Annotated in this window: 21 protein-coding genes; all 21 read left to right on the top strand. The window is 70.1% G+C overall.

Annotation, left to right across the window (positions count from 1 at the left end):
* The first annotated feature begins 111 nt into the window (after positions 1-111).
* The 21 genes from VFX14_08015 to cimA all read left to right on the top strand — a co-directional run bounded on the left by VFX14_08015 (position 112) and on the right by cimA (position 25,371).
* The gene (locus VFX14_08015) at positions 112-771 is read left to right on the top strand and encodes a hypothetical protein (GenBank protein HEU5189619.1); all 660 of its coding nucleotides are present in this window, start codon (positions 112-114) and stop codon (positions 769-771) included.
* Positions 759-2,264, top strand: coding sequence for a DNA polymerase Y family protein (locus tag VFX14_08010; GenBank protein HEU5189618.1), 1,506 nt, complete (start codon positions 759-761; stop codon positions 2,262-2,264). Before VFX14_08015 ends, VFX14_08010 begins: the two co-directional genes overlap by 13 nt.
* 26 nt (positions 2,265-2,290) lie before the next feature.
* On the top strand, positions 2,291-3,457 hold the full coding sequence (locus VFX14_08005) for an epoxide hydrolase (GenBank protein HEU5189617.1): 1,167 nt from the start codon (positions 2,291-2,293) through the stop codon (positions 3,455-3,457).
* Between the two features lie 3 nt (positions 3,458-3,460).
* Positions 3,461-4,366: an HAD family hydrolase gene (locus VFX14_08000; GenBank protein ID HEU5189616.1), complete on the top strand. Its 906-nt coding sequence runs from the start codon at positions 3,461-3,463 to the stop codon at positions 4,364-4,366.
* A gap of 18 nt (positions 4,367-4,384) precedes the next feature.
* Positions 4,385-8,809 (top strand): DNA polymerase III subunit alpha, encoded by a 4,425-nt coding sequence (dnaE, locus tag VFX14_07995; protein HEU5189615.1) that lies wholly within the window; start codon positions 4,385-4,387, stop codon positions 8,807-8,809.
* Positions 8,810-8,835: 26 nt separating this feature from the next.
* On the top strand, positions 8,836-10,878 hold the full coding sequence (locus VFX14_07990; protein HEU5189614.1) for a molybdopterin-dependent oxidoreductase: 2,043 nt from the start codon (positions 8,836-8,838) through the stop codon (positions 10,876-10,878).
* A 49-nt stretch (positions 10,879-10,927) separates the two neighbouring features.
* Positions 10,928-11,311 (top strand): zinc ribbon domain-containing protein, encoded by a 384-nt coding sequence (locus VFX14_07985; protein ID HEU5189613.1) that lies wholly within the window; start codon positions 10,928-10,930, stop codon positions 11,309-11,311.
* 3 nt (positions 11,312-11,314) lie between these two features.
* Positions 11,315-12,298 (top strand): GNAT family N-acetyltransferase, encoded by a 984-nt coding sequence (locus tag VFX14_07980; protein HEU5189612.1) that lies wholly within the window; start codon positions 11,315-11,317, stop codon positions 12,296-12,298.
* Positions 12,295-13,545 carry a glycosyltransferase gene (locus tag VFX14_07975; GenBank protein ID HEU5189611.1) on the top strand — a complete coding sequence of 417 codons (1,251 nt, stop codon included), beginning with the start codon at positions 12,295-12,297 and terminating at the stop codon, positions 13,543-13,545. The genes VFX14_07980 and VFX14_07975 overlap by 4 nt, the downstream gene beginning before the upstream one ends.
* Before the next feature lie 37 nt (positions 13,546-13,582).
* Positions 13,583-14,257: a nitroreductase family protein gene (locus VFX14_07970; protein HEU5189610.1), complete on the top strand. Its 675-nt coding sequence runs from the start codon at positions 13,583-13,585 to the stop codon at positions 14,255-14,257.
* Positions 14,258-14,348: 91 nt separating this feature from the next.
* Positions 14,349-15,341 carry an ABC transporter ATP-binding protein gene (locus VFX14_07965; protein ID HEU5189609.1) on the top strand — a complete coding sequence of 331 codons (993 nt, stop codon included), beginning with the start codon at positions 14,349-14,351 and terminating at the stop codon, positions 15,339-15,341.
* Complete coding sequence (locus VFX14_07960; protein ID HEU5189608.1) at positions 15,338-16,327, top strand: dipeptide ABC transporter ATP-binding protein; 990 nt, start codon at positions 15,338-15,340, stop codon at positions 16,325-16,327. Before VFX14_07965 ends, VFX14_07960 begins: the two co-directional genes overlap by 4 nt.
* Positions 16,328-16,445: 118 nt before the next feature.
* The gene (locus VFX14_07955; GenBank protein HEU5189607.1) at positions 16,446-18,050 is read left to right on the top strand and encodes an ABC transporter substrate-binding protein; all 1,605 of its coding nucleotides are present in this window, start codon (positions 16,446-16,448) and stop codon (positions 18,048-18,050) included.
* A gap of 55 nt (positions 18,051-18,105) precedes the next feature.
* Complete coding sequence (locus tag VFX14_07950; GenBank protein HEU5189606.1) at positions 18,106-19,059, top strand: ABC transporter permease; 954 nt, start codon at positions 18,106-18,108, stop codon at positions 19,057-19,059.
* Positions 19,060-19,062: 3 nt separating this feature from the next.
* Complete coding sequence (locus VFX14_07945; protein ID HEU5189605.1) at positions 19,063-19,962, top strand: ABC transporter permease; 900 nt, start codon at positions 19,063-19,065, stop codon at positions 19,960-19,962.
* A gap of 118 nt (positions 19,963-20,080) precedes the next feature.
* Positions 20,081-20,347, top strand: coding sequence for a ferredoxin (gene fdxA, locus VFX14_07940; protein ID HEU5189604.1), 267 nt, complete (start codon positions 20,081-20,083; stop codon positions 20,345-20,347).
* A gap of 263 nt (positions 20,348-20,610) precedes the next feature.
* Positions 20,611-20,901, top strand: coding sequence for a helix-turn-helix domain-containing protein (locus tag VFX14_07935; protein HEU5189603.1), 291 nt, complete (start codon positions 20,611-20,613; stop codon positions 20,899-20,901).
* A 4-nt stretch (positions 20,902-20,905) separates the two neighbouring features.
* On the top strand, positions 20,906-22,033 hold the full coding sequence (locus VFX14_07930; GenBank protein HEU5189602.1) for a thiolase domain-containing protein: 1,128 nt from the start codon (positions 20,906-20,908) through the stop codon (positions 22,031-22,033).
* Entirely contained in the window at positions 22,030-22,461 is a 432-nt protein-coding gene (locus VFX14_07925) for an OB-fold domain-containing protein (protein ID HEU5189601.1), read from the top strand. The genes VFX14_07930 and VFX14_07925 overlap by 4 nt, the downstream gene beginning before the upstream one ends.
* On the top strand, positions 22,448-23,704 hold the full coding sequence (locus VFX14_07920) for a CoA transferase (GenBank protein HEU5189600.1): 1,257 nt from the start codon (positions 22,448-22,450) through the stop codon (positions 23,702-23,704). The genes VFX14_07925 and VFX14_07920 overlap by 14 nt, the downstream gene beginning before the upstream one ends.
* 77 nt (positions 23,705-23,781) lie before the next feature.
* Entirely contained in the window at positions 23,782-25,371 is a 1,590-nt protein-coding gene (gene cimA / locus VFX14_07915; protein ID HEU5189599.1) for a citramalate synthase, read from the top strand.
* The last annotated feature ends 27 nt before the right edge of the window (positions 25,372-25,398 follow it).

Here is a 25,398-nt window from a genome sequence, read left to right as displayed (position 1 = left end):
GGGCCCTACATCTAGGAGAGGGGCTATGGGTGATACCCCGTATCTTGAATCTTGCCTGTACTCAACACCTGATGTGTAATACGGCCACTCAGCACGACCGAGCCCCGATCAATGGCCATACAGAAAGAGTCCTTGCCCCCGCCAGGGTGGGGTCTCGAGGGGAGCGCGGCCTCCTTGCTGGAGGCGTTTCCCCGAGGCCAGCTCAGCGAGATCGTCGGCCCCCGGTCCGCGGGAGGCAGCAGCCTCGTCACGAGCCTGCTCGCCCACGCGACCGCGGCCGGCGCGCTGGTGGCGCTCGTCGACGGATCGGATAGCTTCGATCCCGCCGGCGCGGCCGCCGCCGGCGCCGCCCTGCGCTCGCTGCTCTGGGTGCGCGCGGGCCGCCGGCCCGACGCCGCCTGCCGCGCGGCCGAGCTGCTGGCGCGCTCCGGCGGCTTCGCCTGGGTGGTGCTCGATCTTTCCACGGATCCCACGGAGCCGTCCGAGCGCCGCCTGTCGAGCCTGGGCGCGGCCACCTGGATTCGCCTGCAGCGCGCCGTGCGCGACACGCCCACGCGGCTGGTGCTCCATGCCTCGCTGCATCTCGCGGGCAGCGCGGCCGCGCTCGTGCTGAGCGTGACGCGCGGCTCCGCGCGCTGGATGGGGGCGCCGCGGCCCACCCGGCTCGAGGGCATCGGCTCGCGAGTGGAAGTCGCGAAAACGCGCGCCTCGTCCCCGTTTCTTCCCGCGGTTTCGACCGATGCGCGATGGACACTCGCATGGCATCTCTGAGACGCATCGGCTGTCTCCTCGTCCGCCGCTTCGCCGCCGCGGCGGCAGTACGCGTCGAGCCCGCGCTCGCCGGCCGCCCGCTGGCCGTGCTCGACGGGGCGCGCCCCGGGCGCCTGGTGATCGAGGCCAGCGCGGAAGCGCGTGCGCTCGGTGTGCTGCCGGGCATGACGGAAGCGGCGGCGCAGGCCCGTCCCGGTGAGGTGATTTGTCGCGAGCGCGTGCCTGCCCACGAGACGGCGGCGCAGCAGGCGCTGCTCGAGGTGGGCGTGGTGCATTCGCCGCGGGTCGAGGAGGCGGGACCGGGTGAGGTATATCTCGACGTCGCCGGGCTCGGCGCGCTGTTCGGCGACGAGCCGGCGCTGGCGCGACGGATGGCCGCGCGGGCGCGCGTGGCCGGCCTTCACGCGCGCGTCGGCATCGCGGGCAGCCGTGTGGCCGCGCGGCTGGCCGCGCGTCGCGCGGAGGAGTGCGTCTGCGTCCCGCCCGGCGCCGACGCCGCCCATCTCCGCGCGGCGCCCATCGCGCTTCTCGATCTCTCGCTCGAGATGGCGCAGCGCTTCGCCCGCTGGGGCATTCGCACGCTCGGCGAGCTGGCCGATCTGCCTGGCCGCGACCTCGCCGAGCGGCTCGGCACCGAGGGATCGCGGCTTCAGGCCCTCGCGCGTGGAGAAGATCTGCGCCCGCTCGATCCCTGGCGGCCACCGCCCCGCTTCGAGGAGACCCGCGAGCTCGACTGGGCGCTCGACAATCTCGAGCCCCTCTTCGGCCTCTTCGCCGAATGCGCCGAGCGGCTTTGCGCGCGGCTCGAGGCGCAGGCGCTCGCCGCCGATCGCTTCGAGTGGTCGTGTCGCCTGGTCACACGGGTGAGGGAGACGGCGCGCACCGTCGAGGGCGCCTTCGTCCCGCCCGTGCCCACGCACGAGGCGCGCGCGGTGATGGCGGTGCTCCGCGCCACGCTCGCTGCGGAGCCGCCGCCGGCTCCCGTGACCGCGCTCGCTCTGCGCGCTCAGCCCGTGCGCGTGTCCGCCTCGCAGGAGCCGCTGGACGGCGACGGGCGGCCCAGCCCGCGCACGCTCGCCGAGACGGTGGCGCGCGTCATCGCGCTGGTGGGGCCGGGCAATCTCGGCGTGCCCGTGCTGCTCGACAGCCATCGCCCCGACTCGCTGCGGCTGGAGCCACTGAATGCTGCCGCGTTGCTGAACCAAGCCAAGAGCACGGATGGAGAGGGAGCGAGGGGCACGCTCGCCCTGCGCCGCTGCCGCCCGCCGCGGCCGGCGCAGGTGCGACTCATCGGCGGCCGGCCCGTGCATCTCCGCGCCGCCGGGCTCGCCGGCCCCATCGTGGCGAGCGCGGGGCCGTGGCGTAGCTCGGGCGAGTGGTGGCTGGAGAACCGCTGGGCTTCCGACGAATGGGACGTGGAGCTGGCCGATGGCACCCTGGGCCGGCTCGCGCACGATGGCTCGGCCTGGGTGCTCGAAGGTATCTACGACTGACTTCTGGACCCCTGATCGAGGACCCCATGGACATCCGCCCCTTCACGGTGAACGTGCCGCAGCCCACGCTGGACGATCTGCGGGCCCGCCTCGCTCGCACCCGCTGGCCCGACGAGGTGGACGGCGCCGGCTGGGACTACGGCGCCAACCTCGCCTACATGCGCGAGCTGATGCAGTACTGGGCCACGCGCTTCGACTGGCGCCGACACGAGCAGGCGCTCAACGCCTTCCCCCAGTTTCGCGCCGACGTGGAGGGAACCGGCGTGCACTTCATCCACGTGCGGGGCCGCGGGCCCGCGCCGCTGCCGCTCCTGATCACGCATGGCTGGCCCAGCTCCGTGGTGGAGATGCTCGAGATCATCCCGCGGCTCGCCGATCCCGGCGCGCACGGCGGCGATCCCGCGGACGCCTTCGATGTCATCGTGCCGTCCGTGCCCGGCTTCGGCTTCTCCGACCGGCCTGGCCGCGGCATGACGCGCAGCCGCGTGGCCGGGCTCTGGGCGCGGCTCATGGAAGGCCTGGGCTACGCGCGCTATGCCCTCCACGCCAACGATATCGGCGCGGTGATCTCGGGCTGGCTCTCCTACGACGCGCCCGAGCGGGTGATCGCGCTCCATACCCTCATGCCGACCTTTCCCGGGCCGGTGATCGGCGAGGACGCCAAGCCGCTCACCGCGGCCGAGCGCGCCTTCGAGGAGGTGGAGGCACGCTGGATGCGGGAGGAGGCGGGCTACAACGCCATCCAGGAGACCCGGCCGCAGACGCTCGCCTACGGCCTCCACGACTCGCCGGCCGGGCTCGCCGCGTGGATCGTGGAGAAGTGGCGCGTGTGGACCGATCCCGCCGGCGACGTGGAGCGCTACTTCTCGCGCGATCTCCTCCTCGCCAACGTCACGCTCTACTGGGTCACCGAGACCGCCAATGCCGCGAACCGCTCCTACTACGAGCGGGCGCGCGAGCCTCGCCGCATGACCACGCGCATCAACGTGCCCACCGGCGTGGCCCTCACTCGCGAGGAGGTGCAGCATCCGCCGCGCGAGCGCGCCGAGCGGGGCTATGCCGACATCCGCCGCTGGGTGGAGCTCCCGCGGGGCGGCCACTTCATCGCCGCGGAGGAGCCGGCGCTCCTCGCCGAGGAGCTGCGGACGTTCTTCCGGTCTTTCCGGGGCTCACCCGGCCGGAGCCCACGCTGACGCATGGGCCGGCCCGCCATCGGCGTCCTCGTCACCGACATGGACAACACCCTCTTCGACTGGCTCGCGATGTGGCACGCCGCCTTCGGGGCCATGCTCGAGCGCCTGGTCGCCGACAGCGGGGTGCCGCGCGAGACGCTGGAGCGCGAGATCTACCAGCTCCATCAGGAGCACGGCACCACGGAGTACGCCTTCGTCATCCAGGCACTGCCGTCGCTGCGGGCGCGCCACCCAGATGTAGATCTGAGGGCGCGCTACGCGGGCGCCATCGAGGCCTATCGCGCGGCGCGGCGGGGCACGCTGCGCCTCTACCCCGGCGTGCTCGACACCCTCCGCGCCCTGCGCGCGGCGGGAATGCGCGTGATCGCCTACACGGAGTCGCTGGCGTACTACGCTGCCTACCGCGTGCGCGCGCTGGGGCTCGACGGCGTGCTCGATACGCTCTACTCGCCGCCGGATCACGCGCTGCCCGACGGTGCCACCCCCGAGACCATTCGCCGCTATCCGCCCGAGCACTACCGCCTCGGCGCCACCGTGCACCGCCACACGCGCGCGGGCGCGTGGAAGCCGGACGCCGCGGTGCTGCGCGGGATCCTGGACGAGCTGGGCGCCGCGCCCGGCGAGGCCGTCTACGTCGGCGACAGCCTCGTCAAGGACGTCGCGATGGCACAGGCGGCGGGCGTGGTCGACGTGTTCGCCGGCTATGGCGACGTGCGCGGCCGGCCCGGCTATGCGCTGCTGCGTCGGGTCACGCACTGGACGCCTGCGATGCTCACCCGCTCGGAGACCCGGGCGGAGGCGGAGGTGCGGCCCACCCACGTGCTCCGCGAGGGCTTCGCCGAGCTGCTCGGCCTGATCGAGCCGCGCACCTTCGCGTCCCACGTCGCGCCACGCCGGCCGCCGGCCTAGCGGCGCGGAAGGGCGACCGTGTTCGTCGAGCTCCACGCGCGGAGCGCCTTCAGCTTCCTCGAGGGGGCGGCCTTGCCCGAGGCGCTGGCCGAGCGCGCCGCCGCGCTCGAGCAGCCGGCGCTGGCCCTCCTCGATCGCGACGGCCTCTACGGCGCCCCGCGCTTCTACCGCGCGGCCACGCGCGTGGGGATCAACCCCTTGGTCGGCGCCGAGGTCACGCTCGCCGAGGGCGGGCGCCTGCCGCTGCTGGTGGAAAGCCCCGAGGGCTATCAGAACCTCTGCCGGCTCATCACGAAGATGAAGATGTTTGGCGAGCCGCAGCCGAAGGCGAGGCGAGCGGATATGGAAATGGTTGCCTCGCGGAGCGAGGCTGCGGTGACTTTAGACCAAGTTGCCGAGCACGCGGCGGGATTGGTTTGCCTCACGGGCAGCGGTGACGGGCCCCTGGCGCTGGCGCTGGAGACGGGCGGCGCGGACGCCGCGCGAGCACGGCTCGATCGGCTCGTGGGCCTGTTCGGCCGCGGCAACGTGTTCGTGGAGCTGCAGCGCCGCCTGCGCCGTGCCGAGGAGGCGCGCAACGAGTGGCTGCGCGGCGAGGCAGCGCGCGGCGGCCTGCCGCTGCTCGCCACCAATGCCCCGCGCCTGGCCGAGCGCGGCCAGCGCCCGCTGCTGGACGCGCTCACCTGCATTCGCCACCACACCACACTCGACCGCGCGGGGCGCCTGCTCACCGACAACAGCGAGCGCCATCTCCGGCCGACGCGGGAGATGGAGCGCCTCTTCGCCGATTGCCCAGAGGCGGTGGCCAACTCAGGCGAGCTCGCCATCCGTCTCGCCTTCACGCTCAAGCACCTGGGCTATCGCTTCCCCGACTACCCCTTGCCGCCGGGCCAGACGCCCATCGGCTTCCTGCGCCATCTCGCCGAGGCGGGCCGGCGCGTGCGCTACGCGCGCGATCCCAAGCTCGCCGAGCGCGCACGCAAGCAGATCGCGCGCGAGCTGGATCTCATCGCCCGGCTCGACCTCGCCGGCTATTTCCTCATCGTGTGGGACCTCGTGGAGTACTGCCGCCGCGAGAACATCCTGGTGCAGGGGCGGGGCTCGGCGGCCAACAGCGCCGTCTGCTACGCGCTCGGCATCACCGCCGTCGATCCGGTGGGGATGGAGCTTCTCTTCGAGCGCTTCCTCTCCGAGGAGCGGGGCGAGTGGCCGGACATCGACCTCGATCTCCCCAGCGGTGACCGGCGCGAGCGCGTGATCCAGTACGTCTACGAGCGCTATGGCCGCCTCGGCGCCGCCATGACCGCTAACGTCATCACGTATCGCGGACGCCTGGCCGCCCGCGAGGTCGGCAAGGCACTGGGGCTGCCCCCCGATCTCATCGAGCGGCTGAGCCGCTTCGTGTCCGAGTTCGAGTACAAGGACCCCGGCGATACCCTGCTGACGCATCTGCCCGCCGCGGGCTGTGATCCCGCGCACCCGCGCATCCAGCGCTTCGCCGAGCTCTGGACGGCCATCCAGGATCTGCCGCGCCATCTCGGCCAGCACTCGGGCGGCATGGTGATCTGCCAGGGCCGCCTCGACGGCGTCGTGCCGCTCGAGCCCGCCAGCATGCCGGGCCGCTCCGTCGTGCAGTGGGACAAGGACGACTGCGCAGCGCTGGGTATCGTGAAGGTGGATCTCCTGGGGCTCGGCATGATGTCGCTCCTCCAGGACGCCATCGAGATGCTGGCCGCGCGCGGCAACATCGTGGACCTGGCGCAGCTCCCGGCCGACGATCCCACGGTATACGCGATGCTGCAGCAGGCCGACACCGTGGGGGTGTTCCAGGTGGAGAGCCGCGCGCAGATGGCCACGCTGCCGCGCCTGCGCCCCGAGCGCTTCTACGACCTCGTGGTGCAGGTGGCCATCATCCGCCCCGGCCCCATCGTGGGCGACATGGTGCATCCCTATCTGCGCCGCCGCGGCGGCCGCGAGCCCGTGACGGTGCCGCATCCCTCGCTCGAGCCCATCCTGCGGCGGACACTGGGCGTTCCGTTGTTTCAGGAGCAATTGCTGCGCATGGCCATGGCCACCGCCGGCTTCACCGGCGGCGAGGCCGAGGAGCTGCGCCGCGCCCTCGGCTTCAAGCGCTCCGTGCGCGCCATGGGCGAGATCGAGGCCAAGCTCCGCGCGGGGATGGCCCGCCAGGGCATCACCGGCGAGCCCGCCGAGGCCATCATCCGCTCCATCACCGCCTTCGCGCTGTACGGCTTTCCGGAGTGCGTGGTGGGCGACACGCGGGTGATCGATGCGGACACGGGCCGGCGCGTGAAGATCGAGGACGTCGTGACCGGACGAGCCTCGCTCGCCCACACCCTGGCCTGCGGCGAAGATCTCCGGCTTCACAAGCGCCGGGTCCTGGCCGCGACGTCCAGCGGCCCGCGCATGGTCTATCGGCTACGCACCGCGCTCGGCCGCGAGGTGACGGCTACCGCCGAGCACCCGCTCCTGACCCTGGACGGCTGGTGCCCGCTGGGGCATCTGCGCGTGGGGGATCAGATCGCGGCGCCACGTACGCTGCCTGGTCTAGGGGAGCGTCGGTGGCCCCGTCATGAGCTCGTCGTTCTCGCGGATCTCATCGCCGAAGGGAATCTGTGTCATCCGAGCACGCCGTACTTCTACACGACGGATGCTCAGCACCGAGATGAATTCGTCGCGGCGGTGGAGAAGTTCGACAATACGCAGGCGACGGTGGCGTTGCACCGGAGCTGCTTCAGTGTTCATACACGCCGCAGAGAGCTGTCACGGCCGAATGGTGTGGTCGAGTGGGCTAAGCGCCTGGGGCTCTGGGGCGTGAATGCTCACGCCAAGCGTCTCCCTGAGGAAGTGTTCACACTTCATGACGAGGATCTCGCCATTCTTCTTGCCCGATTGTGGGAGGGAGATGGCACGCTGTCGCGTGCTCGTCATGCATCCTACGATACGGCGTCTCGCCAGCTCGCGAAGGACGTGCAGCATCTTCTCCTCCGGCTGGGGATGGTGGCTCGCATATACGAACGGACCAGACCATATCGTGATCGTCAGGTCACAAGTTTCATTGTGACGGTTACTGGAGATGACAATCTTCAGGAGTTCAATCGTCTGATCGCTCGTCAATTCTTGAGCGAACGAAAGCGATCCCTGGCCAATGTGCTCACGCGACCAGGCATGAGCAAATGTTCCTCTCGAGATGTCATTCCAGTGGCGATACACGAGATCATCAATGGGTCTCGTGTACGAGCTGGGATGACATGGAATGAGATCCAGGAGCGGACGGGACTGTCCCCGCGAGCACTCTGTTCCCCCGATCAATCCAAGCGGGGATATCGGCGGTGGGTAGTAGCTCGACTGGGAGAATGCTTCGAGTCTCCAGTGTTAAGCCGTCTTGCGAGCTCTGATGTGTACTGGGACTCTGTTGTGGCAATCGAGGCAGTGGACATCCAGGAGACCTATGACCTCTCCGTCGAGGGCGATCACAACTTCATCGCCAACGATCTCGTCGTCCACAACTCGCACGCGGCGAGCTTCGCCCTCCTCGCCTACGCGAGCACGTTCATGAAGGCGCATCACCCCGCCGCCTTCTACGCCGCGCTCCTGAACAATCAGCCCATGGGCTTCTATCACCCCGCCACCATCGTGCGGGACGCTCAGCGACACGGGCAGGCGCTCCGGCCCATCGACGTCACCCGGTCGGGCTGGCTCTGCGCCATCGAGGGCGACGGCTCGGTCCGGCTCGGGCTCCGTTACGTGAAGGGGCTCCGGGAGGAGATCGGCAAGCGTATCGAAGCCGCCCGCGCGGAGCGGCCCTTCGACTCGGTGGCCGATCTGGTGCGGCGCAGCGACGTGAACCGCGAGGAGCTGGCGCGGCTCGGCGAGGTGGGGGCGCTCCGCGGGCTCGGGCTCGAGCGCCGCCAGGCCCTCTGGGAGGGCGAGCGCGCCATCCGGCCCACCGGGCCGCTCTACGCCGCGCTGCCCAATCCGCTCTCGCCCTCGCCGCTGCGGCGCATGACGGTGGAGGAGCGCGTGGTCGCGGACTACGAGGGGACGGATCTCTCCATCGGGCCGCATCCCCTGGCGCTCCGCCGGCGCGGGCTCGCCGCCGCCGGCGTGGTGCGCGCCGCTGATCTCGCCGGCTTGCCCGGCGGCAGCGCGGTGCGCGTCGCGGGGGCGGTCGTGGTGCGTCAGCGCCCCGGCACCGCCAAGGGCTTCGTCTTCCTGAACCTCGAGGACGAGACCGGGCTCATCAACGTGATCGTGCGGCCGCAGTTCTTCGCCCGCTATCGCGTGCTCCTCACGTCCGAGCCCTTCCTGCTCGTCGAGGGCACGCTGCAGCACGAGGATCACGTCATCTCCGTGCGGGCCGAGCGCCTCTGGCGGCTGGACATGCAGATGGGGGCCGTCCCCTCCCACGACTTCCACTGACGGGCGGAATTCCATACACTGGCCCCGTGACCTCCGCCGGGACGCTGGGCCGCCATGTCATCCGCACCATGTGCCCCATGAACTGCCATCCCACCCTCTGCGGGATGCTCGTGGAGGTGGAGGACGGCCGGCTGCTCGAGGTGAAGGGGGATCCCGACAACCCCGACAGCCAGGGCTTCCTCTGCGTGCGCGGCCAGGCCTCGCGCGAGGTCATCGGCAACCCCAAGCGCCTGCTGCGCCCCCTTATGCGCGACCGCCGCGACGGGCCCTGGCGCGAGGCGGACTGGCCGGCGGCGCTCGACTTCGTGGCGGACCGCTTACGCACAGTCGGGCGCGAGGCGGTGGGGCTCTGGAGCGGCCACGGCGCGTTCTCCAACAACTACGGTACGCGCGTCGGCTCGCATCTCCTGCGCCGCTTCGCCAATCACTGGGGCTGCCAGTGGTGGAACCCCACCATGATCTGCTGGGGCCTCGGCGCCTTCGGCCTCGGCCTCACCGGCTTTCTCGAGACCAGCACCAAGGAGGACATGGGGGCGCACGCCGCGCTCGTCGTCCTCTGGGGCGCAAACCTGGCGAGCCAGCCGAACACGGCGCGCTATCTCGCCGCCGCGAAGCGCCGCGGCGCCCACGTGATCGCGATCGACGTGCGCGACACCGAGGCGATCGCGCAGGCCCATGAGGCGCTCACGATCCGGCCGGGCACGGACACCGCGCTGGCGCTGGGGCTGATGCACGTGATCCTCGGCGAAGGCCTGCACGACCGCGACTTCACGGCGCGGCACACGGTGGGGCTCGACGCGCTCGCTGCCCATGTTCGCGTGCACACACCGGCGTGGGCCGCCGAGATCACCGGCATTCCCTCCGAGCGGATCACCGCCCTGGCGCGGCGCTACGCGGGCACGCGGCCCGCCATGATCGTGCTGGGCGGCTCGTCCATGCACAAGGGCGCGAACTCGTGGCAGGCCGGGCGTGCGATCTCGTGCCTGCCCGCGCTCACCGGCAATGTCGGGCTCCCCGGCGCCGGCTTCGGCCCGCGGCACGGGAGCCGCGCGCACGGCCAGGAGCTCCACGACATCACGGACCCCACGCGCCGCCCGCCGGGATGCTATCTGCCGCTGCAGATGTCGAGCATGACGGAGGCGCTGCACGACGGCCGCCTGCGCGCGCTGCTGCTCTTCGGCACCGACATGCTGTCGTCCTACGCGGACGCGGGCGCGGTGGCGGAAGGGCTAAGGCGCGCCGACCTGGTGGTGAGCCACGATCTCTTCCTGCACGACACGGCACGCCAGTTCGCGGACGTGCTCCTGCCCGCCACCTCCTGGCTCGAGGAAGTGGGGTGCAAGAGCACCAATACGCATCTCTATCTCATGGAGCGGGCGCTGCCGGCGCCGGGTGAGGCGCGTACCCTGACGTATGTCCTGCGCGGGCTCGCGGGCCGGCTCGGCCTCGCCGACTTCTACCCATGGGCGGGCGAGGAGGCCGTGCTCGATTCACTGATCGATCACCCCTCGACGGGCGGGGCCACCGTCGCCGCGCTCCGGGCCGAGGGGGGAATCCGCCCGCTGCGCATCTCGCAGGTGGCGCATCCTGACCTGCGCTTCCCGACACCGTCCGGCAAGCTCGAGCTCTACTCCGAGCGCGCGATCAGCCTGGGGCTGCCCCCGCTGCCCGTGCACGAGGCGCCCGCCGCCTCCACGTATCCCTTGACCTTTTGCCAGGGCCGGACGCTCACCCAGTTCCACTCGTTCTACGATCACGGCCAGGCTTTGCCCATGCTGGCCCGGCTCGATCCGGAGCCAAGGCTCTGGATCTCGCCCACCGATGGCGCGGCGCGTGGCTTGACGGACGGCGCGGCCATCCGGATCTTCAACCAGCGCGGAGAGCTGGCGGCGCGGGCCCATGTCACCGACAAGGTGCCCCCCGGCACCGTGTGGATGCGGGACGGGTGGGGCGGCCTCAATCGGCTCACCGGTGGGGAGGCCGCGCTGCCCGACGAGGCCGTGGATGTGTTCGGATTTTCGGCGGGACAGGCCTCCTTCGACGCTCGCGTCGAGGTCGCCCCGGCCTGAATCGCCGGTGCTAGAATCACCATCCAAATAACCGCGAGGTCCAGGATCCGTGCCGATCTACGAGTATGAATGCGGGGGCTGTAGCCGACGGGTGAGCCTGCTCGTGCTCACCCCCTCCAAGGCGGAGTCGCCGCGATGTCCCCGCTGCGGCAGCGCCGAGCTGACCCGCCTCATGTCCCGCTTCGCGACCGTCAAATCCGAGGATGCCCGCCTCGACTCCCTCTCCGATCCCTCCTCTTTCGGTGATCTCGACGAGAACGACCCCGCCAGCATCGCCCGCTTCACCAAGCGCATGGGCGAGGAGATGGGCGAGGACCTGGGCGAGGACGTCGACGCCGCCATGGAGGAGGCCATGGCCGAGGGCGACGACGGGGGCGGGGACACTACGGGCGACGGCGCCACGAGCGGCGCCGACGACGGGGACGGTCTCTAGCTCGTGAAGATCGAGACCCTGCCCGGCCTCGAGGCCGTGGACCCCGCCCGCTGGAATGCCCTCGTCGCGCAGTCGACCACCGCCTCCGTCTTCCTCACGTGGCCGTGGCAGGCCGCCTGGCTGGGGGCGTTCGGGCATGGCCGGTCCCTTCGCGTGCTGGCCGCTCGGGACGAGACCGACGCGCTGGTGGGGCTGCTGCCGCTCTACGAAGACGAGCCGGGCCTCTGGCGCATCGTGGGCGGCGTGGACGTCTCGGACTACCTCGACCTCATTGCCGCCCCCGGGCGCGAAGAGGAAATCTGGGAGGCGCTGCTCCAGCACCGGGCGGCCGAGCGCGCCGTCTGGCACCTGCGCGGTCTCCGTCCGGAATCGCCCACCGTCACGCGGCTGCCGGGGCTCGCGCCGGCGCACGGTCTGACCTGCGTGGTGGAGCGCGAGGAGCGCTGCCCGCTCCTGCGGCTGCCCGAGAGCTGGGACGCCTACCTGGCCACCCTCTCGGGCAAGGATCGCCACGAGCTGCGGCGCAAGATGCGCAAGCTCGAGGCGGAGCTCCCCGCGGTGGGTGTGCGCAGCGTGGCCGCACCGGCCGAGATGGGCGCGGGGCTCGACGAGTTCCTGCGGCTGCACCGCGCGTCCCGCACCGGCAAGGCCAAGTTCATGGACGAGCGCATGGAGGCCTTCTTCCGCGGGGCCCTCGACGCCCTCGCGGCCGCCGGGTGGGTGCGTCTGTGGTTCCTCGAGTCGGCGGGCACGCCGGTCGCGTCGTTCATCTGCACCGAGTACGGCGACTGCGTGGGGCTCTACAACTCCGGCTTCGATCCCGCGCACTCGCGGCTGGCGCCCGGCATCGTGCTCCTGGGCCACGTGATCCGCGACGCCATCGAGCGGCGCGTGCCCGTCTTCGACTTCCTGCGTGGCGAGGAGCCCTACAAGTACGCCTTCGGGCCCACGCCCTCCGACGTGATGAGCGCGAGGCTTGCCCCATGAAGCTCCGGGTGGCCGTGCTCTCGGTCCACACGTGCCCGCTCGCCGCCCTCGGCGGCAAGGAGACGGGTGGCATGAACGTGTACGTGCGCGAGTCGGCGCGCGCCCTCGGTCGCATGGGGGTGCAGGTCGACGTGTTCACTCGCTCGCAGGATCCCGGCATCCGCCGGATCGTCCCGCTCGGTGAGGGAGCGCGCGTCATCCATCTCCCCGCGGGTCCGCAGCGTCCGTATCCCAAGGAGAGCGTGCACCGGCACCTGCCGGAGTTCGTGGAGGGTATCGAATCCTTCCGCGAGTCCGAGGACCTCGCCTACGACCTCATCCACGCCCACTACTGGCTCTCCGGCGTCGCGGGGCTCGCGCTGCGCGAGCGCTGGGACACGCCCGTCGTGCAGATGTTCCACACCCTGGGCCGCCTCAAGAACACGGTGGCGCGCGCGCCCGACGAGCTCGAGCCGGAGCTGCGCATCCGGGAGGAGACGCGGATCATCGGCGCGGTCGACCGCATCGTCGCCGCCAACGTGGTCGAGCGGGCGCATCTGGTCTGGTACTACGGCGCCGTGGCGGACCGCATCGCGGTGATCCCGTGCGGGGTGGACACCGAGCTGTTCCAGCCGATGGGCGGGGCGACCGCCAAGGATCTCCTCGGGCTGCCGCCCGCGCCGATGCTGCTCTACGTGGGGCGTCTGCAGCCCATCAAGGGGCTCGAGACGCTGCTGGAGGCGATGGTGCACTTGCCCGACGAGGCGCGCCTCCTCATCGTGGGCGGCGACCAGGACGAGCCCGAGAATGGGCACGGCGAGTACCTGCGCGGCCGGGTCGCCGCGCTCGGGCTGGACGAGCGCGTGCGGTTCCTCGGCGCCCAGCCGCAGGAGCGCCTGCGGCTCTTCTACGCCGCCTCCGACGTGACGGTCATGCCGTCCTACTACGAGTCGTTCGGCATGGTTGCCCTCGAGGCGATGGCGTGCGGGAGCCCGGTGGTCGCCTCGCGCGTGGGCGGGCTCACCACGACCGTGCGCGACGGCGTGACCGGCTATCTCGTGCCCGAGGGCGACGCGGGCGCCCTGGCCGCGCGGCTCGCCGGCATTCTCGCCGACTCCCGGCTGCGCGAGCGCCTCGGCCGCGAAGCCACCCGCTGGGCCGCCGAGCATCGCTGGCCCTGCGTGGCCGAGCGCGTGTGCGGGCTCTACGCCGAGCTCCAGCCGGCCGCCTCGCAGCACCTCGACCACGCGCGTTGCACCCAGCGCTAGCACCGCCCGTCCCCGACGCCGAGCAGGAGGCCCAGGCATGGAGCTCTACGACGTGATGCGGACCACGTTCTCCGCGCGGGAGTTCACGCCCGACCCCGTCCCGGACGCGCTCATCGCGAAGATCCTCGACCACGCGCGCTTCGCCCCCAGCGGCGGCAACCGGCAGGGCTGGCGTGTCATCGTGGTGCGCGACCCCGCCACCCGTCGGGCGTTCGTCGACCTCACCATGCCGTCGGCCAAGCGGTACACCGCCCAGGTCGCGCTGGGCGAAAACCCCTGGAACACCATCGATCCCACCCGCGCGGATGCTGCCACCATCGAGCGGACATCCCCACCGCCGCGACTCGTCGAGTCGTACGTCAAGGCGCCGGTGGTGCTGGTCGTGTGCGTGGACCTCAAGGTGGTGGCGTCGGTCGACCAGTATCTTCCGCGGGTGGGCGTGATCAGTGGCGCGTCCATCTATCCTTTTGCGTGGAACATCCTGCTCGCGGCGCGCCACGAGGGGCTGGCCGGGACCATCACGACGCTGCCGGTGTCGGAGGAGCCGAAGCTCCAGGCGCTCCTGGGCCTCCCCGCCCACATCGCGGTGGCGGCGGTCATGCCGCTGGGGCGGCCGGCCGCGCGCCTCACCAGGCTCAAGCGCAAGCCCGTGGCGGAATTCGCCACGCTCGAGCGCTGGGGTGGGACGCCGCTGGCCTCGCCGGCTCCCTGAGCGACGGCGCTCACGCTCGACCGCCGTCGCCGCGCACTCGGCGAACCGCCTCCGGGCTCCGCCGGAGCGGCTGTGTTAGACTCCCGGCCTGATGGACGTCCTGTTGGACGTGCGTGACCTTCAAACCCAGTTCACCACCTCGGACGGCGTGGTGCGCGCGGTCGATGGGGTGTCCTGGGACGTGCGCGCGGGCGAGACCGTCGCGCTCGTGGGCGAGTCCGGCTGCGGCAAGAGCGTGAGCGCGCTCTCGGTCATGCGGCTAGTCGCGGCACCCGCGGGGCGCATCATCGGCGGCCGCATCCTCTTCAAGGGCCGCGATCTCCTCGCCCTGCCCGAGGACGAGATGCGCAAGGTGCGCGGGCGCGAGATCGGTATGGTGTTCCAGGAGCCGATGACCTCGCTCAATCCCGTGCTCACCATCGGACGGCAGCTCACCGAGACCATGGAGATCCACCTCGGCATGTCATCCGCGCAGTCGCGCGCGCGGGCGGGGGAGATCCTGGGGCTCGTGGGCATCTCCGATCCCGATCGGCGGCTGCGTCAGTACCCGCATCAGTTCAGCGGCGGGATGCGGCAGCGCATCATGATCGCGATAGCGCTGTCCTGCAATCCGGCGCTGATTCTCGCCGACGAGCCCACGACCGCGCTGGACGTCACCATCCAGGCGCAGATCCTCGAGCTCATGAAGGATCTCTCGCGGAAGCTCGGGGTGGCGATGCTGATGATCACGCACAACCTGGGCGTGGTGGCGCGCTACGCCGATCGGGTCAACGTCATGTACGCGGGGCGCATCGTGGAGCGGGGGACGGCGCGGGAGATCTACGCCAACCCGCGGCATCCCTACACCCTCGGGCTGCTTCGCTCGGTGCCCCGGCTCGACGAGCCGCGGAAGTCGCGCCTCGATCCCATCAGCGGGCAGCCGCCCGATCTCACACGGCTGCCGCCCGGCTGCGCCTTCGCGCCCCGCTGCGCCTTCGTGGTGGAGCGCTGCCGCCTCGAGCGGCCCGAGCTCGCGACGGTGGCGGAGGCCCACACGTCGGCATGCTGGGAGTCGGCGCGGCTGGACGCGCGGGTGCCGGCATGAGCGGGCCCACGAGCGACGCGCCCATCCTGGAGGTGCGGGATCTCGTCAAGCACTTCCACATCAGCAGCGGCGCCTTCGGCGGCCAGGCCGCGGTGGTCAAGGCGGTAGACGGGGTCTCGTTCGCCATCCGGCGCGGCGAGACCCTGGGCCTGGTCGGGGAGTCGGGCTGCGGCAAAACGACCACCGGCCGCTGCATCCTTCAGCTCGAGAAGCCGACCTCGGGCCAGGTGATCTTCGAGGGGCGGGACCTCACGACGCTCTCCGACGCGGAGCTCCGCAAGGTGCGCCGGCGGCTTCAGGTGATCTTCCAGGACCCCTACAGCTCGCTGAATCCACGCATGACGGTGGGGCAGATCATCGCCGAACCTCTCGCGGTGCACGGCCTGGTCCCGGATCGGGCGGCGCGGGCCGCGCGCGTCCGCGAGCTGCTGGGCCATGCCGGGCTACTGCCGGCCATGGCCCAGCGCTACCCCCACGAGCTGTCCGGGGGCCAGCGTCAGCGGGTCGGCATCGCGCGGGCGCTCGCCATGGAGCCTGCGCTCATCGTGTGCGACGAGCCGGTCTCGGCGCTGGACGTGTCCATCCAGGCGCAGATCATCAATCTCCTCGAGGAGCTCCAGGCGGAGTTCGGCCTGACCTACCTCTTCGTGGCGCATGATCTCTCCGTGGTCCGGCACATCTCGGACCGCGTGGCGGTGATGTATCTGGGCAAGATCGTGGAGATCACCGACCGGAAGTCGCTCTACGAGGACCCGCAGCATCCCTACACTCGCGCCCTCCTGTCCGCAGTGCCCATCCCGGACCCGGCCGTCGAGGCAGGCCGGGAGCGCATCGTGCTGGGCGGGGAGGTGCCGAGCCCGCTCAACCCCCCCAGCGGCTGCGTGTTCCACCCCCGTTGCCCGATCGCAGTGGACGAATGCAGCCGGGAAATTCCTCCCCTGCGCGAGACTCGGGCGGACCACCGCGTGGCCTGCATCCGGGCCTGACGCTTGACAGCCGGAGGGGCCACTGGCTAAGGTACGCCAAGCTCTTGGAACTTTGGGCTTCCGTTGCGGATTCAGTCGTCAAGCCCTTCCATCTCTCGATCTCAATGGGGAGGTAGGTATGAGAGCGTTCCGGACCCGCTCCATGCTGCCGCTGGTGCTCGCTTCTGCAGTGGTGCTCGTCCTCGCAGGGTCAGCGGGCGCGCAGGACAAGCCGCGCTACGGTGGCGAGCTCGTCTTCGCGGTGCCCTCGGAGCCGCCGAGCTACGACGCCCATCAGGAAGAGACCTTCGGCGTGATGCATCCGATCGGACCTCACTACAACACCCTGCTTCGGGTCGACCCCTTCGACAAGACCGGCACCAAACCCGCGCCCGATCTTGCCGAGTCGTGGACGATCAGCAAGGACGGGCGTACCTACACCTTCAAGCTACGCCGCGGCGTGAAGTTCCACGATGGCGCGGAGATGACCTCGAAGGACGTGAAGGCCTCCTTCGACAAGATCATTTTCCCGCCGCCAGGGATGAAGTCGTCGCGCAAGGCCTCGTACCAGGCGGTGGAGGCGGTGGACGCGCCGGACCCCTATACCGTGCGCTTCCACCTCAAGTGGCCAGAGGCTTCGTTCCTGCTCAACATGGCGTCCCCCTGGAACTTCATCTACCGGGCTGATGTGCTCGCCAAGGACATCCACTGGTACGAGACCCACATCAATGGCACCGGCCCATTCAAGTTCGTCGAGCACGTGAAGGGTTCCCACTGGGTCGGGAAGAAGAACCCCGACTACTGGGACAAGGGCAAGCCGTACCTCGACGGGTTCCGCGCCCTCTTCATCAGCTCCTCCTCGGCCCAGGTGGCCGCGGTGCGGGGTGAGCGGGCGCACATTCAGTTCCGCGGCTTCACGCCCGCCGACCGTGAAAGTCTCGTGCAGGCTCTCGGCTCGAAGATCACCGTGCAGGAGAGCCCGTGGGACTGCGTGCTGATGGTGGCCATGCACCACGAGAAGAAGCCCTTCGACGACAAGCGCTTCCGTCGCGCTCTCACCCTGGCCCTCGACCGCTACGAAGCGTCCAAGAACCTGTCCAAGATCGCCATCGTTCGGGACGTCGCGGGCATCCAGGTTCCGGGAACTCCATGGGCCACGCCGCCGGAGGAGCTGGAGAAGCTGGCCGGATACGGGCGCGATATCACCAAAGCCCGGGCCGAGGCGAAGCGGCTGCTCAAGGAAATGGGAGTTCCCGATGGCTTCTCCTTCACGTTCAAGAATCGCGGGATCCCGCAGCCCTACGAGCCGGTGGCGATCTGGCTCATTGATCAGTGGCGGCAGATCGGATTGAACGTCAAGCAGGAGATCGTGGAGGCGTCCGCCTATCACCCGATGCTCAAGCGGGGCGACTTCGAGGCCGCGATGGATTTCGCATGCGGCTTCATCGTGGAGCCGGACCTCGACCTCCAGCGCTTCGTGACGAGCTCGGACGCCAACTACGGCAAGCACAAGGATACCGTCATCGACGATCTTTTCACCAAGCAGGCCCGTGCGGTCGACCCCGCGGAGCGCCGGACGCTCCTGCGGGCTCTCGAGAAGCGCCTGATCGACGAGGAAGTGCACGTCCTGTACACGCTGCAGTGGCACCGCATCATCCCGCACAGCTCCAAGGTGAAGGGGTGGACGATCACCCCGAGCCACTACTTGAACAACCAGCTCGACACGGTGTGGCTGAGCGAATAGGCGGCAGCCGGGGACCGGGCCGGTCGGCGGCCTGTCCGGTCCCCGGGCGCGCGGCATGAAGAAGTACCTACTCAAGCGCTTTCTGCTGATGTTTCCCACTCTGCTCGGGGTGGCGATGCTCATCTTCTTCCTCATCCGCATCGTGCCGGGGGATGTCGTCGAGCTTCGTCTGGCCGGGGACAGCAACTCGGTGTCGGAGCAGACGCTCGCGGAGGAGCGGGCGAAGTTCGGGCTGGACCGGCCGGTGTGGCAGCAGTTCGTCACGTGGCTCTGGGGCGCCATCCGGTTCGACTTCGGGAAGTCCATGTGGACCGGCGCCCCCATCTACGAGGAGATCAAGCTGCGGTTCGCGCTGTCGCTTCAGCTCGCCATCATGGCGACGATCGTGGCCGTGCTCCTCGCCATCCCGCTGGGAGTCATCTCCGCACTCAAGCAGGACACGTGGGTCGACTACACCATCCGCGTCGTCTCCATCGCGGGGCTCGCCACGCCCTCCTTTTGGCTCGGCATCGTCTTCATCCTCCTGATGCTCATCATCTTCAAGTGGCTGCCCCCCATGGTGTACACGCCCTTCTGGGTCAATCCCTGGCAGAACCTCCTCCAGCTCATCTGGCCCGCCCTCGCGGTGGGGTACCGCTATTCTGCGGTGGCCACGCGCATGACGCGCTCGGCGATGCTGGAGGTCCTGCGCGAGGACTACATCCGGACCGCCCGTGCCAAGGGGCTCATGGAGAAGCTCATCCTCTCGCGGCACGCGATCAAGAACGCGATGCTCCCGGTGGTGACGGTCGTTTGCCTCGAGTTCGCCTTCCTGCTCGGCGGCCTCGTCGTCACCGAGCAGGTGTTCAACCTGAACGGCCTCGGCCTCCTCTTCGTGCAGGCGGTGGCCCATCGCGACTACACGCTCGTCCAGGCCCTCGTGATGATCGTGGCCGGCTTCTTCATCCTGGTGAACTTCGCCATGGATCTTCTCTACGCCTGGCTGGATCCGCGGATCCGATACCGCTAACCCATGGCCATCAGCCCCACGGGCGAGGTGTCGCTCGGCCTGGAGAAGGCCTCGTCCCGGCGCTGGCTGGCCGCGGTGCTCGACTTCGCGCGGCGCCGGCCGCTCGGTGCGGTGGGCGCGGCGGTGGTGGTGGTCATGATCGTGGTCGCGCTCCTCGCCGGCGTGCTCGCCCCCTATGATCCGGTCGCGGTGGATTTCGGCGCGATGCTGTCGCGGCCCTCCGCGCAGCACTGGCTGGGCACCGACGCCTTCGGCCGTGACGTGCTGTCGCGCCTCATTTACGGCTCGCGCACGGCGCTTTTCGTGGGATTCGGCGCCGCCTTCGTCGGCTCCATCATGGGGGCAGTGCTCGGTGTGGGTAGCGCCTACTTCGGCGGACGGCTCGATCTCTACGTCCAGCGCGTCATGGACATTTTTCTCTCCTTCCCTCTGATCATCCTGGCCCTGGCCATCGTCGCCATCCTGGGGAATGCGCTCCACAACGTCATCATGGCCATCACCATCCCGATGATCCCGCGCTGCGCCCTGGTGATCCGATCCTCCGCGCTGTCGATCCGCGAGATGCCCTACGTGGACGCGGCGCGCGCCGCCGGCTTCGGGCATGCGCGCATCATCCTCCGCCACATGCTGCCGAACGTCATGGCCCCGTTCCTGATCCTCATCACCTCGTTCCTCGGTCAAGCCATCCTGCTCGAGTCGTCGCTGTCCTTCCTCGGCCTGGGCGTGCAAGAGCCCACCGCGGCGTGGGGGCTCATGCTCCGGGGCGCGGCGGTGGAGTTCGCCGAGACGGCGCCGTGGATGGCCGTCTTCCCTGGGCTCGCGATCAGTCTGGCCGTCTTCGCCTTCAACCTCTTCGGCGATTCGCTGCGGGACGCGCTCGACCCGAAGCTGCGCTCCCTCTAGGTGCCCGAATCGCTTGACAGTTTGAGGGGTGATTGATACAACTACGTCGGTTTGCCCGCGCCGGAAGCCGACGAACCTACGGCGATTTCCGGCGCAACTGGTCATCCAGGAGGCGGGAATGGCGTATGTGATCGCGGAACCCTGCATCAACGTCAAGGACAAGGCCTGCGTCGAGGTCTGCCCCGTGGACTGCATCTACGAGGGCAAGGACATGCTCTACATCCACCCGGATGAGTGCATCGACTGCGGCGCCTGCGAGCCGGTCTGCCCGGTGAAGGCGATCTTCGCGGAAGACGAAGTGCCCGCGAACTGGAAGAACTTCACCGAGCTGAACAAGCAGTTCTTCAAGGACAACCCGGGCGTCAAGCCCGCGACCAAATCCTGAGCCCCACTCGGCGCGGCTGATTCGGCGGGGATCCGAGTCCCGGATCCCCGCCGTCGCGTTCGCTCCCTCCACCGTCGGGCTCGCCGCTTCGTCCTCCGCGCATCGTCCCGTGTCTCGGGCTACGCGGCGCGCCTGCCCATTGCCGCGGGCAACGGCCTCCCGTGCGTGCACAGGCGGCGGTGCAGCGTGCGGCATCTCGCGTCGTCATCTCCTCGAAATGTCCACGATCGGGGCGTGGCACGTGCCTTGCGATATCCGGCCGTATGCCGACATCGCCCGCGCTCCCCGCCGCTCCACCGCCCGGACCGCCCAAGCCGCCGCCCGGCTACCACGGCGCCGTCACCGAGTTCAAGCGGCGGCTGATCGAGGCCACGCTCTTCCAACTCGGCGGCAACCGGACGCGGACGGCGCGCGCGCTCGGGCTACAGCGCACGTATCTCTTGCGCCTCATCCGCGAGTTCGGTGTGAACGTCCCGCACCGCGAGCCGCCTCCGCGACGGGTCGCGCCGGCCGCTGAGGACGTTGACACTCGGCGGTCGGGAGCCCGACAATGACCGCGTGGCGGACGTCTGGATCTCCGGCGCCGGGATGACTCGGTTCGGGAAGCGGAACGAGTCGCTTCCCGACCTGATCGCGGAGGCGGCGTACGCGGCCCTGACCGACGCGGGCATCGACCAGCCCGACGCCCTCGTGGTGGGCGCCATGAATCCCGAGGAGTTCACCGGCGACGGGAACTTCGGCTCCCTCATCAACACGCACCTCGGCCTCGCCAAGCTGCCCGCCCTGCGCGTGGAGACGGCGACCTCGTCGGGGCTGGCCGCCTTTTACACGGGATTCGCCGCGGTGGCCGCGGGTCTGCACCGGAACGTCCTGGTCCTCGGCGGGGAGAAGATGTCGCACCTGGCCACGCCGCGGGTGTCCGAGATCATCGGCCGCTCCATCGATCCCCACGAGCGCCGGTACGGCACGACCATGCCCGCCCTCGCCGGCCTCATCACGCGGGCGGCCATGCACAAGCACGGGCTGACGCTACGTGAGATATCGCAAGTGGCGGTGAAGAACCACGCCAACGCGGCGCGGAACCCCTACGCCCACTTCCAGGAGCCGGTGACCCTGGAGGCGGTAATGGAGAGCCGGGTGGTGGCCGATCCGCTGCGGCTCTATCACTGCTGCCCGATCTCCGACGGCGCGGCGGCGGTCGTGCTCACGAGCAGTCGCTCGGCGGTCCGGGTCGCGGGAATCGGGCAGGGGACCGACTCGATCGCGATCCGCTACCGCTCCGATCTCACATCCTTTCGCGCCACCCAGGTCGCCGCGCGCGCCGCCTATCGCATGGCCGGCTTCGGCCCCGAGCGCGTCGACGTGGCCGAGCTCCACGACGCCTTCTCGCCCTTCGAGATCATCTCGCTCGAGGATCTGGGCCTCATGCCCGCGGGCAAGGCCGGGCGGGCCACGCTCGAGGGCGAGACCGCGCTGGATGGCCGCCTGCCCGTGAGCCCGTCGGGTGGGCTCAAGGCGCGCGGCCATCCCCTGGCCGCCACGGGCATCGGGCAGGCGGTGGAGCTGTGCTGGCAGCTCCGCGGCCAGGCGGGGGCGCGCCAGGTCGCCGCGCGGGTGGGGCTCGCGCAGTCGATCGGCGGCCTCGCGACCAACAACTGGGTGCTCCTGCTCGAGGCCGCGCGGTGATCGAGGCCACGCTCCCCGCCTCGATCTGTCCGCGCTGCGAGCGTCTCGTGGTGCCGCCTGCGCCGCGCTGCCCCGACCACGGCACGGCCATGGAGGCCGCGACGGTGCCGAACACCGGCGAGGTCGTCTCGTTCACCACGCTCTTCTCGCCGCCCGAGGGCTTTCGCTCGCCGCTGCACATCGCGCTGGTCGAGCTCGAGGGCGGCGCGCGGCTCTTCTGCCACGGCGAGGAGACCAAGGGCGTGAAGATCGGCTCGCGCGTGGCGGTGGAGGACGTGGACTCCGTGTACTACTTCTCGAACATGGGCTTCGCCGACCGGGCGCGTCTGTTCTGGCGCCGCGCCGGCGCGCGGGGCGAGAAGGTCGCCGCCATCAGCAAGAGTCTCGTCCAGGGGCTCCTCGGGGGGAGGTCCAGTGGCCAGCCGTAAGCGCCGTCCGAAGACACGCACCGCCGCTCCCCCACGCGCCCGCCGCGCTCCCGGCGCCCGGCCGCCGCTCGCCGGCATCCGCGTCATCGACCTCACCCGCGTGCTCGCGGGCCCGTTCTGCGCGATGGCGCTGGGCGACATGGGCGCCGAGGTCATCAAGGTCGAGGAGCCCGGCAAGGGTGACGACACGCGCGGCTGGCCGCCGTTCGCGGGTGGCGAGGCCACGTACTTCATGTCGGTGAACCGCAGCAAGAAGAGCCTCACGCTGAACCTGAAGGCGCCGGAAGGTCAGACCATCCTCCACGGGCTCATCGCGCGGGCCGACGTGGTGCTCGAGAACTTCCGGCCGGGGACCATGGAGCGGCTGGGCTTCGGCTTCGAGGCGCTGCGGAAGAAGAACCCGCGGCTGATCTATTGCTCGATCTCGGGCTTCGGCGAGAGCGGCCCCGAGGCGCCCCGGCCCGGCTACGATCTCATCGTGCAGGGCGAGTCGGGCGTGATGGATCTCACCGGCTTCCCGGATGGGCCGCCGCTCAAGGTCGGCAACTCCATCGCCGATCTCGTCGCGGGCATGTCGGCCGCGCACGGGATCGCGCTGGCGCTCCTCGCGCGGCAGCGCAGCGGGCGCGGGCAGAAGGTCGAGATCGGCATGCTCGACGCAATGGCCGCGTTGCTCACGTATCAGGCCGGCCTCTACTGGAACGCGGGCGGGCGGCCGGCGCGGCGGGGCAACGCGCATCCCTCGATCGTGCCCTACGAGGTGTATCAGGCGCAGGATGCCTATCTCACCCTCGGCGTCGCCAACAACTCGCTCTTCGAGCGGTTCTGCGGGGCCCTCGGCCGGCCCGACCTCGTCAAGGACGACCGCTTCGACACCGAGGCCAAGCGTGTGACGAACCGCGACGTGCTGAACCCGATCCTCAACGCGGAGCTGGGTCAGCGCCCCGCCGCGGAGTGGCTGGCCCGCATGGACAAGGCCGGGGTCCCCGCCGGCAAGATCAAGACGGTGGCCGAGGTGTGCGAGAGCCCGCATCTCAAGGCGCGCGGCATGGTGGTGTCGCTGCCACACCCCAAGGCGGGCGCCGTCACGATGATGGGCGTGCCGATCCGCCTCTGGGAGACCCCGGGCGCGCCCCAAGCCGCGCCGCCGCTACTCGGCCAGCACACCGACGAGGTGCTCACGCGCCTGCTCCGGTATTCCCCGGCCAAGGTGGCGAAGCTCCGCGCCGCCGGGGTGGTCTGACGGGGCCACCGCCGACACGGCGCCCGCCGCCCCGTAAACTTGACTCCCCGCGAGGCGTTCTCCATGATGTGTGCTCCATGACGCGGCTCATCAAGCTCTACGACACCACGCTGCGGGACGGCACCCAAGGGGAAGGCGTGTCCTTCTCCATGGAGGATAAGGTCCGCATCGCCCAGCGCCTCGACGCCTTGGGGATTCACTACATCGAGGGCGGCTGGCCGGGCTCGAACCCGAAGGACCTGCGCTTCTTCAAGCGGGTGCAGGGGGCGGTGTTCAAGACCGCGAGGATCTCCGCCTTCGGGGCCACCCGCCGGCCGGGGGTGCGGCCGCCGGAGGATCCAAACCTCCAGGCCCTCGTCGAGGCCGGCCCGCCGGTGGTGACGATCTTCGGGAAGTCCTGGGACTTCCACGTGACCGCGGCCCTGGGCACCACGCTCGACGAGAACCTCGCCATGATCGGCGACTCGATCGCGTACCTTCACAAGCACTTCGAGGAGGTGCTCTACGACGCCGAGCACTTCTTCGACGGCTTCAAGAAGAATCGCGAGTATGCCCTCGCCACCCTGCGCGCGGCGGAGACGGCGGGGGCCCACTGTCTCGTCCTGTGCGACACCAACGGCGGCTGCGTGCCCCACGAGATCATCGCGATCCTTGGGGAGGTGAAGAAGGCGCTCCGGCCGGAGACCCCGCTCGGCATTCACGTCCACAACGACACCGAGTGCGCGGTGGCCAACACGCTGGCCGCGGTGTCGGCGGGCGTGGACCACGTGCAGGGCACGATCAACGGCTACGGCGAGCGCTGCGGCAACGCGAACCTGGTCTCCATCATCCCGAACCTCATGCTGAAGATGGGGCTCGAGAGCATCCCGCGCGAGCACCTGCGCGATCTCCGCGACGTGTCTCGCTTCGTATCGGAGCTGGCCAATCGCAAGCCCTGGGCGTCCCAGCCCTACGTGGGCGACTCCGCCTTCGCCCACAAGGGAGGCATCCACGTCTCCGCCGTGCTCAAGCACCCCGACACCTACGAGCACGTCGATCCCGAAGTGGTGGGCAATCACCGCCGGGTGCTCGTGTCCGAGCTCGCCGGGCAGTCGAACATCCTCTGGAAGGCGCGCGAGTACGGGATCGACCTCGACAAGAACACCCCGGACGCCCGCCGCATCCTGGAGACGCTCAAGCGTCTCGAGGATGAGGGCTTCCAGTTCGAGGGCGCGGAGGCGTCGTTCGAGCTCCTGATGGAGCGCGCGCTCGGCAACCACCGGCCGTACTTCGAGCTCCAGGGGTTCCGGGTGATCGTGGAGGAGCAGGGCAGCGGCACCGAGCCGGTGGCGGAGGCCACCGTGAAGCTGCGTGTGCGGGGGATCGAGGAGCACACCGCGGCGTCCGGCAATGGGCCCGTCAACGCGCTGGACCACGCGCTCCGCAAGGCGCTAGAGGACTTCTACCCGAACCTCCGCCAGATGAGCCTGCTCGACTACAAGGTGCGCATCCTGGACGAGGCCAAGGCCACCGCGGCGAAGACCCGCGTGCTCATCACATCGGGCGATGGCGACGAGACGTGGGGCACGGTGGGGGTGGCCGACAACATCATCGAGGCGTCCTGGCAGGCCCTGGTGGACTCGATCGAGTACAAGCTCCGCCGCGACGAGCGGCGGGGGCAGCGCTGAAGCCCCTCCGAACCGTCGTGCTGCTGG

Source organism: Candidatus Methylomirabilota bacterium (assembly GCA_035764725.1).
Classification (GTDB): Bacteria; Methylomirabilota; Methylomirabilia; order Rokubacteriales; family CSP1-6; genus DASRWT01.
This window is presented reverse-complemented; position numbering and strand designations above follow the sequence as displayed.

What these genes read in the sequence shown, in the direction of transcription:
- VFX14_08015 (HEU5189619.1), top strand. Translation starts at nt 112, where the DNA reads ATGGCCATACAGAAAGAGTCCTTGCCCCCGCCAGGGTGGGGTCTCGAG.
- VFX14_08010 (HEU5189618.1), top strand. Translation starts at nt 759, where the DNA reads ATGGCATCTCTGAGACGCATCGGCTGTCTCCTCGTCCGCCGCTTCGCC.
- VFX14_08005 (HEU5189617.1), top strand. Translation starts at nt 2,291, where the DNA reads ATGGACATCCGCCCCTTCACGGTGAACGTGCCGCAGCCCACGCTGGAC.
- VFX14_08000 (HEU5189616.1), top strand. Translation starts at nt 3,461, where the DNA reads ATGGGCCGGCCCGCCATCGGCGTCCTCGTCACCGACATGGACAACACC.
- VFX14_07975 (HEU5189611.1), top strand. Translation starts at nt 12,295, where the DNA reads ATGAAGCTCCGGGTGGCCGTGCTCTCGGTCCACACGTGCCCGCTCGCC.
- VFX14_07970 (HEU5189610.1), top strand. Translation starts at nt 13,583, where the DNA reads ATGGAGCTCTACGACGTGATGCGGACCACGTTCTCCGCGCGGGAGTTC.
- VFX14_07965 (HEU5189609.1), top strand. Translation starts at nt 14,349, where the DNA reads ATGGACGTCCTGTTGGACGTGCGTGACCTTCAAACCCAGTTCACCACC.
- VFX14_07960 (HEU5189608.1), top strand. Translation starts at nt 15,338, where the DNA reads ATGAGCGGGCCCACGAGCGACGCGCCCATCCTGGAGGTGCGGGATCTC.
- VFX14_07955 (HEU5189607.1), top strand. Translation starts at nt 16,446, where the DNA reads ATGAGAGCGTTCCGGACCCGCTCCATGCTGCCGCTGGTGCTCGCTTCT.
- VFX14_07950 (HEU5189606.1), top strand. Translation starts at nt 18,106, where the DNA reads ATGAAGAAGTACCTACTCAAGCGCTTTCTGCTGATGTTTCCCACTCTG.
- VFX14_07945 (HEU5189605.1), top strand. Translation starts at nt 19,063, where the DNA reads ATGGCCATCAGCCCCACGGGCGAGGTGTCGCTCGGCCTGGAGAAGGCC.
- fdxA (HEU5189604.1), top strand. Translation starts at nt 20,081, where the DNA reads ATGGCGTATGTGATCGCGGAACCCTGCATCAACGTCAAGGACAAGGCC.
- VFX14_07935 (HEU5189603.1), top strand. Translation starts at nt 20,611, where the DNA reads ATGCCGACATCGCCCGCGCTCCCCGCCGCTCCACCGCCCGGACCGCCC.
- cimA (HEU5189599.1), top strand. Translation starts at nt 23,782, where the DNA reads ATGACGCGGCTCATCAAGCTCTACGACACCACGCTGCGGGACGGCACC.